This window comes from Stenotrophomonas sp. SXG-1, assembly GCF_014083965.1.
GTDB lineage: Bacteria > Pseudomonadota > Gammaproteobacteria > Xanthomonadales > Xanthomonadaceae > Stenotrophomonas > Stenotrophomonas geniculata.
Genome location: NZ_CP046588.1, coordinates 2,512,324 through 2,525,815, shown reverse-complemented (window position 1 = coordinate 2,525,815; position 13,492 = coordinate 2,512,324). Strand labels below are relative to the sequence as shown.

15 protein-coding genes are annotated in these 13,492 nt (G+C 67.5%); 12 read left to right on the top strand and 3 right to left on the bottom strand.

All coding sequences use genetic code 11. The annotated features are described in order from the left end of the window. Positions 1-92: 92 nt before the first annotated feature. The 3 genes from GOC52_RS11585 to GOC52_RS11575 form a co-directional block, all read right to left on the bottom strand. Complete coding sequence (locus tag GOC52_RS11585) at positions 93-674, bottom strand: hypothetical protein (protein WP_125438161.1); 582 nt, start codon at positions 672-674, stop codon at positions 93-95. Positions 675-895: 221 nt separating this feature from the next. Continuing rightward, positions 896-1,210 carry an AzlD family protein gene (locus GOC52_RS11580; RefSeq protein WP_010485323.1) on the bottom strand — a complete coding sequence of 105 codons (315 nt, stop codon included), beginning with the start codon at positions 1,208-1,210 and terminating at the stop codon, positions 896-898. After that, positions 1,207-1,938, bottom strand: a complete 732-nt coding sequence (locus GOC52_RS11575; RefSeq protein WP_053443156.1) for an AzlC family ABC transporter permease — start codon at positions 1,936-1,938, stop codon at positions 1,207-1,209. The genes GOC52_RS11580 and GOC52_RS11575 overlap by 4 nt, the downstream gene beginning before the upstream one ends. A 127-nt stretch (positions 1,939-2,065) precedes the next feature. Between GOC52_RS11575 and GOC52_RS11570 the strand changes: the two genes are divergently transcribed. The 12 genes from GOC52_RS11570 (at position 2,066) to gspE (ending at position 13,485) form a co-directional block, all read left to right on the top strand. Continuing rightward, positions 2,066-2,530 carry an Lrp/AsnC family transcriptional regulator gene (locus tag GOC52_RS11570; protein WP_005413654.1) on the top strand — a complete coding sequence of 155 codons (465 nt, stop codon included), beginning with the start codon at positions 2,066-2,068 and terminating at the stop codon, positions 2,528-2,530. 460 nt (positions 2,531-2,990) lie between these two features. Next, positions 2,991-3,671: a TonB C-terminal domain-containing protein gene (locus GOC52_RS11565; RefSeq protein ID WP_191849485.1), complete on the top strand. Its 681-nt coding sequence runs from the start codon at positions 2,991-2,993 to the stop codon at positions 3,669-3,671. Between the two features lie 16 nt (positions 3,672-3,687). Then, positions 3,688-4,218 (top strand): RNA polymerase sigma factor, encoded by a 531-nt coding sequence (locus GOC52_RS11560; protein ID WP_019337777.1) that lies wholly within the window; start codon positions 3,688-3,690, stop codon positions 4,216-4,218. A 69-nt stretch (positions 4,219-4,287) separates the two neighbouring features. After that, positions 4,288-5,268 (top strand): FecR family protein, encoded by a 981-nt coding sequence (locus tag GOC52_RS11555; protein WP_053443154.1) that lies wholly within the window; start codon positions 4,288-4,290, stop codon positions 5,266-5,268. 58 nt (positions 5,269-5,326) lie between these two features. Next, on the top strand, positions 5,327-5,878 hold the full coding sequence (locus tag GOC52_RS11550; protein WP_100445917.1) for a hypothetical protein: 552 nt from the start codon (positions 5,327-5,329) through the stop codon (positions 5,876-5,878). 120 nt (positions 5,879-5,998) lie between these two features. After that, on the top strand, positions 5,999-6,583 hold the full coding sequence (locus tag GOC52_RS11545) for a hypothetical protein (RefSeq protein WP_191849483.1): 585 nt from the start codon (positions 5,999-6,001) through the stop codon (positions 6,581-6,583). Between the two features lie 57 nt (positions 6,584-6,640). Continuing rightward, complete coding sequence (gspG, locus tag GOC52_RS11540; protein ID WP_134959345.1) at positions 6,641-7,078, top strand: type II secretion system major pseudopilin GspG; 438 nt, start codon at positions 6,641-6,643, stop codon at positions 7,076-7,078. 9 nt (positions 7,079-7,087) lie between these two features. Continuing rightward, on the top strand, positions 7,088-7,993 hold the full coding sequence (gene gspK, locus GOC52_RS11535) for a type II secretion system minor pseudopilin GspK (protein WP_049409477.1): 906 nt from the start codon (positions 7,088-7,090) through the stop codon (positions 7,991-7,993). Further along, positions 7,990-9,153 (top strand): type II secretion system protein GspL, encoded by a 1,164-nt coding sequence (gene gspL / locus GOC52_RS11530; RefSeq protein WP_191849481.1) that lies wholly within the window; start codon positions 7,990-7,992, stop codon positions 9,151-9,153. Before gspK ends, gspL begins: the two co-directional genes overlap by 4 nt. Then, positions 9,150-9,677: a type II secretion system protein GspM gene (gene gspM, locus GOC52_RS11525; RefSeq protein ID WP_019659865.1), complete on the top strand. Its 528-nt coding sequence runs from the start codon at positions 9,150-9,152 to the stop codon at positions 9,675-9,677. The genes gspL and gspM overlap by 4 nt, the downstream gene beginning before the upstream one ends. Beyond that, positions 9,674-12,055, top strand: coding sequence for a type II secretion system secretin GspD (gene gspD, locus GOC52_RS11520; protein ID WP_191849479.1), 2,382 nt, complete (start codon positions 9,674-9,676; stop codon positions 12,053-12,055). Before gspM ends, gspD begins: the two co-directional genes overlap by 4 nt. Then, positions 12,052-13,485, top strand: a complete 1,434-nt coding sequence (gene gspE, locus GOC52_RS11515; protein WP_191849477.1) for a type II secretion system ATPase GspE — start codon at positions 12,052-12,054, stop codon at positions 13,483-13,485. The genes gspD and gspE overlap by 4 nt, the downstream gene beginning before the upstream one ends. Positions 13,486-13,492 lie beyond the last annotated feature (7 nt).

Here is a 13,492-nt window from a genome sequence, read left to right as displayed (position 1 = left end):
GCACGCACTTGTGGCCAGAAGGATTGCCGTCAGGCCAGCGTAGTGCCCAAGAATGGAGCCCGGTTGGGTACGCTTGGACTGACGGCGTTGCATCAAGGGGTCAGCCCGCACTGATACGGCGATGGATACTTCGTACAGACTTGAAAGTCCGAGACTGAGGCCGCCTTGGTGGCTCCTCTGTATCGAGAGGCCGCCGCAATGGTGTTTGGCCCAGGAGCCGCACCTACATCGAATGTAGCGAGGTCGTACCTCAACTCGGTAGCCGGACCGGCCGCAGCTGCGGCCCACGCGTTCGCACCATCCGGATCGACAAGTCGAAGGAGGGTTCCTGTTCGATGCCATTGGAACTGCTTGGCGGCGATGGTGGATCCTTGCCGGCCATCGAACAGCAGCAGAGTTACAGATCCATTGGCAGGGAAGGCTATGGATGAACCCGAGACGTCGATTTCGAACTGCGCGGCATCTGGCACTTCTGATGTCGACGCCTGCAGAATCCGCTCGAACCAGGGTAGGCCATTGCGTTCTCCTCCGCCGATCTTGCCACCGATCCTGCCTTCTATCCGGCACTTCTTGGTTTCTTCACACGATGCACTCAACTGCCACTCCATTGGCCCGCAGCCGGCAGAGGTGAGAGTGATACCTATTGCCACCACGATAGTTCGTAGATTGCTCATTGGTATTCTCCGTGTAGGACTTCGATTGACCGATCAGCTCGACCAGCCGACTCGGCAATCAATGCGTATCGACTCCGGCTCGATCAGGCAATCGGAATTGTTTCAAACACCTCCAGCAGGTGGCTCCGGGCCATGTTTGAACTGCCAGACGAACGCTCAGGTCGTGCCAATGGCGACATTTGAGTCTCCAGTCGCAACACGTGGTGAATGCGTTCTTGCGTTCAGCCCATCAGATAGCGCAGCACCCCGGCCGAGACCACGCCGATCAGCACCGTCGGCAGCATCGACAGCCGCGTGGCGGCCAGCAGGGTGATCGCCAGCGCGGCGAGGTCGGCGGGCTTGTCGGCGACGAAGTCCGGGGCGATCACCGAGATCAGCACGCAGCCCGGCGCAGCTTCCATCACCGTCACGGCGCGCCTGCTCAACGTGCGGTTGCGCAGCGCGAGGAAGCCGACGATGCGGGTCAGGTAAGTGGCGGCGGCCATCAGCACGATGGTCAGCACCGAGGTCCAGTGGATCAGTCCATTGAAGATCATTCCGCGTCCTCCGCCAGCAGCCAGGCGGCCGCCAGGCCGGCCAGTGCGCCGCTGGCCACGTACCACGCGCCCGGGATCAGCAGGTAGGTGGCGGCGGCCACGATCAGGCTGACCAGCCACGGCCGTGCTGCCTTCATGCCCTGCCACATGCCGCGCAGCAGCACCAGGAATACCGCAGGGAAGGCCATGTCGAAACCGTAGGCATGGATGTCGCCCAACATCGGGCCGACGATCGCGCCCAGTGCCGTGCAGGCCACCCAGACCGTGTACAGCCCTGCCGAAACGCCCAGGTAATAGGCCAGGCTGAAGCCGAGCGCACGGCGGCGCGCATCGGCCACGCCCATCGCCCAGCTCTCGTCGCACATGAAGAACAGCGCCGGCAGCACCCGGCGGCGCGGCAGATGCTGCAGCAGCGGGGCCAGGCTGGCGCCCATCAGCAGGTGGCGGCTGTTGACCAGCGCGGTGATCGCCACGATCAGTGCGATATGCGGCGGCGAGGTCCACAGTTCGACGGCGGCGAACTCCGAGCCGCCAGCGAAGTTGAGGCCGGTCATGAGTGGCACTTCCAGTGCGCTCAGGCCTTTCTGGGCCGCCTGCGCGCCGAGCACCAGGGCGAACGGAATGAAGCCGATCATCACCGGCACGGCGGCACGCAGGCCGCGCAGGAATTCGGCACGCGGGGCGGTATCGCAGGTGTTGGGCAGGGGGAGGGTGGTACGGGCGTCCATGGAGCGGCACAACGAGGTGGGGGTGGCCCATGCTAGCGGTCCAATCGCGAAATCGGGTTGCGTTGATGCCACTGGATTCTGGATGATTGAAATTTCATGCGGCTGAAGGCGTCCAGGGCGAAATTGCATGCAGTATCAACTCGACAACCTCGATCGGCGCATCCTCGACGCCCTGCAGCGCGACGGCCGCCTGCAGAACCTGGAGCTGGCCCGGCTGGTCGGGCTGTCGCCGTCGGCCTGCCTGCGGCGGGTACGGCTGCTGGAGGAGGGCGGCTACATCGACCGCTACGTTGCCCTGCTGAATGAGGCCAAGGTGGGCCGTGGCTTCACGGTGTTCGTGCGGGTCTGGCTGCGCGGGCAGGACGAGGACACCACCAACCACTTCATCAACAGCATCAAGTCTTTCCCGGAAGTGCTTGAATGCCATCTGATGGCGGGCGACTGCGATTTCCTGCTGCGGGTGGCGGTGGCGGACCTTGATGCCTACCGGCAGTTCCAGATGCAGCACCTGAACCGGATTGCCGGGGTGCAGAACACCAAGACCGAGATTCCGATGCAGCGGATCAAGCAGACGACCCAGTTGCCGCTTTGAGCGGTGGGGTTTGCGGCCGGGTTGCACCCGGCACCCGCGGGTAGTGCCGGCCGCTGGCCGGCAACCTCAGGAGCAACAGCAACAGCAACAGCAACAGCGATGCTCCGTGGGGCGGCGGGGCGGTGTGGCCAGGCAGGACACGCCGTAAACCCTTCCTTGGGGGCTCGATGGCGCCATCCATGGCGCCAACGGTCCTGCCTGGCCACACCGCCCCGCTGCCTGACAGCTTCCGCGATCTGTCGGGGTCGGATCCCGTGCGCAGATGAACCTGTCTGCTCGGTTCATTGATTCCTGATGCATGACTGGCTCCACGGAGTCTGCCTCGGCGTCAGCCGTGGCGGCGGTCATCGCAATGACATCTGGCACCGGTACGTTTTGAGCCCGCTTGCGGGTCGCGCGCGGGCCGGGGTTCCGGTCGTGGTGCGCGTCCACTGCAGCTGCTGTCGCTGCCGAGGGTCATGTGTTCTACGTCAGGGGGCTGAATGGACACCATGCGGTCAGAACTTGGAAGGTGGCCATCGCCGCATGGCTGCTGCTGTCCTTTGCCGCTGTCGCGCAGGACGCTGTTCATGCCTACGACATCCCTGCGCAGCCGCTGGAACAGGCGGTCGAGCGCTTCAGCGTCATCAGTGGGTGGTCAGTGATGTACCCGGGCGATCTTGCCGCAGGCCGCAGCAGCCATGCGCTGCGCGCCAGCCTGGCGCCGCTGCCTGCGTTGCAGGTGCTGCTGCAGGACTCCGGTATCGAGGCCGAGGTGATCGGCGAGCAGCGCGTGGTGCTGCGCCGGGGCGCGCCCTCGGCCGCTGAATCGGGTGTTGGCGCCGAACTTCCCGAGGCCGAACGTCGGCGTCGCTACGGCGGCCTGCAGCAGCGGCTGCGTGCGGCGTTCTGTGACGACCCGGAGATCGCGCCCGGCCGCTATGCCGCGACGCTGCGCTTCCGCATCGACGGCGCGGGCCAGGTGAGCGAGCCCGAGCTGCTGTCAGGCAGTGGCAGCGCCCGCCGCGATGCGCGCCTGCTGCAGGCGCTGCAGGGCCTGGTGCTGGCGCCCGATGCCGCTGCGCTGCCACAGCCGGTGACGCTGCAGATCCGTCCTTCCGGCACCGACCACGACTGTGGCCGGCGCGCGCCCCTTCCATGACTTCAAGGATTCGAACATGAGCAACGGTACGGCTGGGGCAGTTGACCTGATGGACCACCTTCTGGGTGCCTACGATGAGTTGAAGCGCCGGCTGGTGCGCAAGCTGGGCTCGGAAGAGCTGGCTGGCGACGCGTTGCAGGACACCTGGATGCGCCTGAGCGCGCGCCGTGACCGCCTGGACGCCGTGCAGAACCCCGCGGCCTACCTGCTGCGCATGGCAATGAACACCGTGATCGACCGCCAACGTGCGGACCACCGCCTGCTGAGCCTAGAGGAGGTGGATACGCTGATGGACATGGCCGACCCGGCACCCGGCCCGGCGCAGGCGGCCGAACTGGACTTCGCGCTGGAAGACATGGTCGGCCTGCTGCAGCGCATGCCCGAGCGCCGTCGTCGCATTCTGCTGGCAATCCGCGTCGATGGCCTGCAGCAGCGCGACGTGGCCGACCACCTCGGTGTGTCGCTGCGGCTGGTGCAGCGTGAGCTGAAGGCGGCCCAGGACTACCTGGCCGAGCGCAGCGGGCAGGGGCGCCAGGTGCGGTTCTGAACGGCGGCATCCGTCTACACTTTGACGCCGAGCAGAACCCCGCAGCGTGCGGGTCCGGCATGAGCCCCCATGGATCCTGACGATCGCCCGCAACGCCCGCTGGATGCCGTCGAGCGTCAGGCGCACGCGTGGGTGGTGCGGCTGACCTCGGGCGAGGCGACCGCCGCCGACGGGCGCCGGTTCCGCGCGTGGTGCGAGTCCGACCCGCGTCATCGTGAAGCGTTCGGACGTGCGCGCCGGCAGTGGGAGCAGGTGCGGCTGGCCGGCGAGCAGCTGCCCGCCGCCGCGCGCCAACCGGTCGCGCCGTCGCCGGCCCAGCGCTGGAGCCGGCGTGCCTTCCTGGGCGCGGCGATTGCCGCGCCGGCCAGTCTGGTGGTGGTCGCGGCGATCCGTCCGCCGCTGGGATTATGGCCCTCGGTGACGGCGATGGCGGCCGATTTCCACACCGGCACCGGTGAACGGCTGCAGATTGCACCCTTGCCGCAGCTGAAGATCGAACTGGATACGCAGAGCAGCCTGCGCCGCCGCGCGGACACGCAGGGCGAAGGCTTCGAGCTGGTGCAGGGCCAGGCCGCGATCGAGACCCAGGCCGGCCTGCGCCTGGCGTTGTTCGCGGGCCCGGGCTGCGTGATTGCCGATGAGGGAGCGGTGCGCCTGGACGTACGCAACACCCATGGCCAGGTGCGGGTGACCTGCCTGCAGGGCAGTGCCCGCATCGAGCATCCGCAGGGGCGGCTGCAGCTGCAGCCGGGCCAGCAGACCCAGTACGACGAGCGCCTCAGTGGTGTGGTGACCGAGGCCGTGGCGTCGGAAGTGAGTGCCTGGACCGAGGGCATGCTGGTGTTCCGCCGCGCACCGCTGCGTGAGGTGGTGGAGGAGATCAACCGTTACCGCCGCGGCAAGGTACTGCTGGGCGAATCGGCATTGGCGCGCGCACCGGTCAGCGGTCGCTTCCGCATCGATGATCCGGACGCGGCACTTGAGCAGCTGCGACTGACGATGTCGCTGGATCTGCGTCGCTTTCCGGGTGGCATTGCCGTCCTTGGATAGATGAAGACGCTGGCCGTGCGCACCGCGCAGGGCTGTTGCAAGCAAGGAGAAGCCAAGGATGCGCAACGAGACCATCGGTGTGCTGGATCTGCGTCGCAATCTGTCGGCGTTGCTGGAAACCACGCAGCGACGGCCGTTGATGGTGCACCGCTACGGCTCGCCATGGGTGTGCGTGGTGTCCGACGCGCAGTGGCAGGAAAAGGCTGTGCTGCTGGACTTCGATCCGCAGTCGCACCCGCTGGCGATGCTGTTGCGGCTGCAGCAGCAGGCGCTTCCCCTGTCTGAAGCCGGTGCGTTGTCACCTGCGGCCCTCGCGCGCGCACTGCTGTTGACGGGGGTTCATGGCATTAACGATCTGGCGCAGCTGCACGAGCAGGTGCTGCACCATCGGCTGTGGCACTGGTTCGTGGCCGGTACCCACGGTGTGATGGACAGCTGGCAATTGCCGGCGCTGCGCGTTGCGATGGGGTCATGGTGCGATGACGCGGAGATGACCGATGCGCTGGCCGCGTTCGCCGCGCGCAGCGATGTGGCGATACTGGCGCGCCGTTGCGGGGGCGACGCACCGCGACTGGAGCGCGAAGCCTGCAGGCAGATGACGCTGCGATGACGTTGGCGATGAAGCGCCACGCAGCGCACAGAGCTGCATGTGCGCTGTCGCTTCACCTGCCTTGCTGACGTCTTCTCCAGAGTACGGCGCACCACGCGTCGCGGAGCACGGGCGGCGCCGATGGCAGACAGTCGCAGGATCAGCATGCTGGAGCTGGATCGTCACCTGAGCCAGTCACTGGAGCAGGCGCGGCATACGCCATTGAACGTGCAGCGCTATGGGCACTCCTGGGTCTGGGTGCTATCCAGTGATGCCTGGGCAGATGCGGCGCGCTGGGCGGCACTGGATGGTAGTGCGCACCCACTAGTGGCGCTGCGAAAAGCCATCGATCTGCAGCTGCGGCCCTGGCCCGAAGCGGCCATGAGCCCGCTGCCGCTTGATGCAGGCGATGCGCGGCTGCTGCAACGCGCGGCCCTGCTGGTGGTCATGCGCGATCTGAATAGTGCCCAGCGCGTGTACGACGACCTGCGCTATCACCAGGCCTATCGGATGTTCATCGGCCTCGATCATGGAACAGCGTGGTCTCCGATGCAGTGCGTGCGGCTGCTGCAGGCCTGCGCGCATCCGTTGCTGCGCGGCTGCATCGACGATGCGCTGGCCAGCGTACCGCAGCATCTGTTCGAGTCTGCATGTGCACCGGCTGCGCGTGGTGCGCCCGTACAGGCACACGCGCAGCGAATTGCCGGCGGATGTTTATCGTACTGACACATGCACCGCTGACCATGGCGCAGCGGTCTCTTCCAGGATGACGAGGGCGGAACAATGGCAAGGCAGGTTCGTGGTCGCAAAGCTCGGCAGAAGGGTTTCAGCCTGATCGAGATCATGGTGGTGGTGGTGATCATCGGCATCCTCGCCGCGCTGATCGTGCCGCGGTTGATGGACCGTCCCGACCAGGCACGCGTGGTGGCGGCGCGCCAGGACATCGCCGCATTGATGCAGGCCTTGAAGCTGTTCAAGCTGGACAACGGTCGCTATCCCAGTGCCGAGCAGGGCCTGCAGGCACTGGTGAAGCCCCCGCTGGGCGGTGGCACGATGCCGGTCACGCCCTATCTGGATCGCCTGCCCAATGACCCGTGGGGCCATCCGTACCAGTATCAGATACCTGGCACCCACGGCGACGTCGATGTGTTCTCGCTAGGCGCGGACAGCAAGCCCGGCGGCGACGCCGGGAACGCGGACATCGGCTCCTGGCAGCTGTGAGGCAGGCCGATGTCAGCCCGGATGCGTTCTGTTTCGAGTGTCCGTCAACGTGGCATGGCGGTGATCGTCGCCCTGCTTGTGGTGGCACTGGTGGCGGTGATTGCCACGGCACTGCTGACCCGGCAGTCGGCGCAGCTGCGTGCGCTGCGTGGTGACCAGCTACGCGCGCAGGTGCGCATGGCGGTGGACGCCACGCTGGAGCGTGCGGCGCAGCAGCTGCGTGAGGATGTAAAGGAACAGCTGACCACGGTGCGCAGCGGGCGCTGGGCGCGCCCGTTGGAACTGCAGGCGCCGTTGCCGGTGCAGCTGCAACTGGTCGATGCGCAGTCGATGTTCAACCTGCGCAACCTGCTGGCACATGGCAGGCCTGACCCCGAGGCGCGGCGCGCGTTCATCGCGTTGTGTGCCGGGCAGGGGCTGGGCCAGGGCGCCTGCGCATCCGCCGCGGACCACATCCAGGCGCGCCTGCGCGATGGCGACATGCAGGCGCAGGCGCCGCTGCCGCGTGAATCACTGATCGAACAGGCGCTGGCCGGCGCTGACCCGGTAGCGCTGCAGGCGCTGGCGCGGCGCACCGTGGTGCTGCCGGCGCAGACCCTGGTCAACGCCAACACCAGCGACCTGCGCGTTCTGCAGGCGGTGACGCCTGCGGTCGAACCGGCACGGCTGCAGGCGCTGCTCGGTGAGCGCGACGCTGGTCATTGGCTGCTCAATCGCGGCGACATCGCCAATCGACTTCAACTGAGCAACGAACAGATGGCCGTGCTTCCCCTGGGTATCCATAGCGAGTGGTTCCTGGCCGTCGGCCAGGTGCAGGCTGACGGCAGCGCGGTTGATTTTCGCGCGTTGCTCTGGCGCGAGTACCGCGACGATGGGGCGCGCGTGCAGCGCGTGTGGACGAGGATCGGCGCATGACCGTGCAGATTCGGGTGCGCTTGCCGGCGCTTGAGTGTCTGCGCGCCGACAGCGCGGTGGACTGGGCGCAGCTGCACAAGGGCGAGGTGCTGGCTCACGGCCGCGACACGCTGGCGGCGCTGGGCCTGCGCCATCCGCAGGCTGCGGTGCATGCCTGCCTCGATCCGAACGACCTGATCCTGCTGGAACTGCAGTTGCCACCGTTGTCCGGGCGCCGTCTGCAGTCGGCGCTGCAGGGTGAGGTGGAGGCGATGCTGCTGGATGACCTGCAGGAGGTAGCGCTGGCCCACGGTGTGCAGGCGACGGACGGCACGGTTCCTGTGGCCTGGCTGGGCCAGCAGGCGCTCCTGCAGGCGCAGCAGCTGCTGGCTTCGTGTGCACTGCGGTTGCAGGCGCTGTATCCGACGCCGCTGCTGCTGCCCTGGCAGGACGGTCATGCCACGCTGCAGGTCAGCGGCGAGCACCTGCTGGTACGCAGCGGGCGCGACCGGGGTTTCGTTCAATGGTATGGCGGACGTGATGCCTGTGCGGTGATGCATGCGTTGGCAGTGCGCCTGCAACAGGCCGGCATGCAGGCCGTGCAGTGGATCGATGGTGTGCCGCCCACGTGGCCGGACAGCCTGCCGGCCACCGCCATCCCCCATGAACGGCAGGCCTCTGGCCCCTTGCCAGGCTGGTCATTGCCGCTGCCCGGGGCGAGCCAGAAAGCGCCGCGGCTTGCGATCGGGCTGGCATTGGCGGCGATGTTGCTGGCCGCGCTCGGTCTGCAGCTGCAGGTCTCGCGGTGGCGAAGTGAGGGCGAGGCCCTGCAACAGGACATGGCACGCCAGTTCAGCGCACGCTTCCCGGAGGTCACCGATGTGGTGGACCCGGTGTTGCAGGCGAGGCGAGCACTTGCGGTGCCGCCGCCGGCGCCGCCATTGCCGCCGCTGCAGCGCCAGGTTGCCAGCACGCTGCAGGCGGTCCCGGAGCTGGCGGGGCAGGTGCGCAGCCTGCATTACCAACCGGGCCAGCTGGACATGGAGCTGGATGCCGATGCCCAGGCATTGGCCGATGATCCACAGCGACTTGAACGCTGGCAGCAGGCGGTGCGGGCGCAGGGCCTGCAGCTGGCGCGCGAAGCCGGTGGACGCCTGCGGGTGAACGGGGCTGGACAGTGACCACCCGAACCTTGCGACTGGGCGAGGGACTGGCAGGCCTGCAGCAACGCTGGCAACGCCTGCCACCGCGCGACCGGCTGATGCTGTGGGTGATGGTGGTGGCGCTGCTCGCGGCGGGTCTGTGGATGTTGTGGCTGGAGCCGCTGCTGAAGCAGCGCACGCACTGGCAGGCCGAGCTGCCGCGGCTGCAGGCACAGGCGCGTGTACTGGCACCACTGCTGCAGGCACGCGAGCGCCAGCAGCAGACGCAGGGGCAGCGCCCGACGATGGCCGGGTTGCGTGATGGAATCAAGTCAGCCGGCCTCGCCGACGGACTGCATATCGAAGCGCGCGACGGGCGTTGGCACCTGCAGGTGCACGCGGTGCCCGCTGACGCGCTGTGGAACTGGCTGCTGCCCGTGCTGGCCGATCCGGCCATCGAACTGCAGCAGCTGCAACTGACACGCACAGGGGATGCGAACATGCCGGCGGCACGGATTTCCGGAAACATCGTGATGGCGCTCAACGTGGGTGCCCATCCATGAGGGCGATGCGCAGCCTTGCCTGCAGTACCGCACTGGCCTTGATCGTGTGCATGGCCCACGCACCGGCGTCGGTGCTGGCGCAGGACGCTCGCGATGAGCCGGTGCAGTTGAACCTGGTCGACACCGATATCGGTGGCGTGTTGCGCATGGCCGCACGCTTCACCGGCCGCCAGTTCCTGGTCGACCCACGGGTGACCGGCAAGATGACAGTGGTTTCCGATGGCCCGGTCAGCCGTACCCAGGCCTACCAGTTGCTGCTGGGCGCACTGCGCATGCGTGGCTTCGCCGTGGTAGAGAACGGCGGCATCAGCCGGGTGGTGCCGCAGGCCGATGCCAAGCTGTTGGGAGGACGCGTCGGCACTGGTGGTGCCGGCGGTGAGGTGACCACCCGCACCTTCGCGCTGCGCTACGAGAACGCAGCCGCGCTGGTGGCGGTGCTGCGGCCGATGATCAGTCCGGACAATCCGATCACCGCCAATCCGGGCAACAACACCCTGGTGATCACCGACTACGCCGACAACCTGGAGCGCATCGCACGGGTGATCGCAAGCGTCGATACACCGGCCGGCATGGATACCGATGTGGTGAAGCTGCAGCAAGGTATTGCCGTTGACGTCGCGGCGATGGTCGCGCCGCTGCTGGATGCGCAGGGCGCCGAGCCCACCCAGAGGGTGGTGGTGATGGCCGACCCGCGCAGCAACAGCGTGCTGCTGCGTTCCAGCAGCCCCGGGCGCACCCGCCTGGCGCGGCAGCTGGTGGAGAAGCTGGACCGCGCGCAGGACGAGTCCGGCAACCTGCATGTGGTCTACCTGCGCAATGCCCAGGCCAACCAGCTGGCCGGTGTGCTGCGTGGCGTGGTGGCCGGGCAGAGCGATGCACCCGCGATGGGTAGCAATGAAGGCATCACGCCACTGCCGGGTGACGCCAACCGTTCCACGCCCACGCAGCCGTCGCAGCCGCAGCAGGCCAAGACCGGAGGCAATGCGCTGGAATCGCAGCGCCTGGATCCGAGCCGCCGTGACCCGATCGATGCGGGAAGCACCGGCTTCAGCCAGAACGGCATCTCGGTGCAGGCGGACGTGGCCACCAACACGCTGCTGATCTCGGCGCCGGAGCCGGTGTACCGCAACCTGCGGCGGGTGATTGATCAGCTCGACCAGCGCCGTGCACAGGTGCTGGTGGAAAGCCTGATCGTGGAGGTCAACCAGACCGACGCGGCTGAGCTGGGCGTGCAGTGGATGCTGGGCAATGGACGCACCTTTGGTGGCACCCACTTCGGTGGTACCACCGGCGGCAGCGGGCTCAATACCGGCGCGCGTACCACGCTGGACGTGCTGCCCAAGGATGGCCTGAAGATCGGCGTGATCGACGGCACCATCAACCTGCCCGGTGTCGGCCAGATCCTCAACATGAAAGCGCTGGCCAACGCGCTGCAGAGCAAGGGCGGCGCCAACATCCTGTCCACGCCGAACCTGATGACGCTGGATAACGAGGCAGCCAGCATCATGGTCGGCCAGACCGTGCCGTTCGTCAGCGGCCGCTACGTGACCGACGGCGGTGGCGGCAGCAACAACCCGTTCCAGACCATCGTGCGCGAGGACGTCGGCCTGAAGCTGCGGGTGCGCCCACAGATTTCCGAGGGCGGTACGGTGAAGCTGGACATCTACCAGGAAGTCAGCAGCATCGACGCGCAGAGTGCCAACAGTGCCGCCGGCATCATCACCAACAAGCGAGCGCTGGATACCAGCGTGCTGCTGGACGATGGCCAGATCATGGTCCTGGGTGGCCTGCTGGAGGACAACGTCAGCCACGGTCGTGATGCGGTGCCGGGGCTGGGCAAGCTGCCGTTGCTGGGGGCGCTGTTCCGCAGTGATACGCGCAAGCGCTCCAAGACCAACCTGATGGTGTTCCTGCGCCCGCACGTGGTGCGTGACCCCGCCGCCGGCCAGCGCCTGACCCGCGACCGCTACGACTACATGCGCAACGCCCAGGCCGGCGCGCAGCCGATACAGAGCTGGGCATTGCCGGCGCTGTCCGCACCGCAGCTGCCGCCGCAGGACCTGTCTGTACTCGGCCAGGGCAATGCGCGCGATGGCCAGGGCCAGCCGCTGCAGAACACCAGCCTGGCAGCGTTGTATCCGGCCGGTGACGGCGACGCGCAGCTGGTGCAGTTCGCGCAGGGGCTGGACCCGGCCCGTGCCAGCCAGGGGGTTGCACAGGTGCGGGCGCTGGGCCTGCAGGCCTATGCCGAAGCGACGCCCGGCGAGAGCGGGCAGCGCCTGCGCGTGCGATTGCCGCGCGATCCGGCAACGCTGGACCCGGCACTGCAGCAGCTGCGTGGGCTGGGCTACACGCCGGAACTGGTGATTGGGCCGTGAGCGCGCCTGCGCCACTGCCGTATGCCTGGGTGCGCAGCCATGGCGTGATGCTGGTCGAAGCAGGGGGCGAGGCCGTGTTGCTGGGCACGGCCGACACCGCTGCGTGGGCGGTGGCCGAGCTGCGCCGCCGGCATGGTCCGCTGCCGTTCCATGCGCTGGATGCGGCGACCTGGCAGCAGCGGCTGGGTGAGCAGTACCGTGACGGCGGCGATGCCGCTGCTGTAGTGGGTGCCGCCGAAAGCGAAGTCGACCTGGACCGGCTGATGCAGGACATGCCGGAGGTCACCGATCTGCTGGATGCGCAGGACGATGCGCCGGTGATCCGCATGATCAATGCGCTGCTGGCACAGGCTGCACGCGATGGCGCCAGCGATCTGCACATCGAGCCGTTCGAGACCCATTCGGTGGTGCGCTACCGGGTGGACGGCACGCTGCGCGACATGGTGCAGCCCCGGCGCGCACTGCATGCGGCGCTGGTGTCGCGCATCAAGATCATGGCCCACCTGGACATCGCCGAGAAGCGCCTGCCGCAGGACGGGCGCATCGCGATCCGTGTGGGCGGCCGGCCACTGGATATCCGTGTCTCCACGGTGCCGACGGGGCATGGTGAGCGTGCTGTGCTGCGCCTGCTGGAAAAGGATGCCGGTCGCCTGCAGCTGCAGCGCCTGGGCATGGCCGATGACACTCTGGCCACGTTCACCGGGTTGATCCGTCAGCCGCACGGCATCGTACTGGTCACCGGGCCGACCGGCAGCGGCAAGACCACGTCGCTGTACGCCGCGCTTGGCCAGCTCGACAGCACCACCAGCAACATCCTCACCGTGGAAGACCCGGTGGAGTACGACTTCGCCGGCATCGGCCAGATCCAGGTCAACGCGCGCATCGGCATGAGCTTTGGCACCGCGCTGCGTGCGATTCTGCGTCAGGATCCGGACACGATCATGATTGGTGAGATCCGCGACCTGGAAACCGCACAGATTGCGGTGCAGTCGTCGCTGACCGGGCATGGCGTGCTGGCCTCGCTGCACACCAACGATGCGATCTCTGCGGTGACCCGCCTGGCCGACATGGGCGTGGAACCCTTCCTGCTGGCCTCGTCGCTGCGCGGCGTGCTGGCGCAGCGGCTGGTGCGGCGGCTGTGCATGCAGTGCCGTCGTGCAGAGGTGGACGGCGAGGGTCGCACCGTATGGCGTGCGGTGGGCTGCGCGGCCTGCGCCAACAGCGGCTATCGCGGACGCACCGGCATCCATGAGTTGTTCGTGGTGGACGACCGCGCGCGCGCCTTGATCCATGAAGGGCAGGGCGAGCCTGCGCTACGCGAGGCGGCCCGGCGTGCCGGCATGCGGACGTTGCGGCAGGACGGCCAGCGCTGGGTCGACAGCGGGGTGACCACGCTGGAAGAGATCCTGCGCGTCACCGGCGACGATTGAGGTCTGC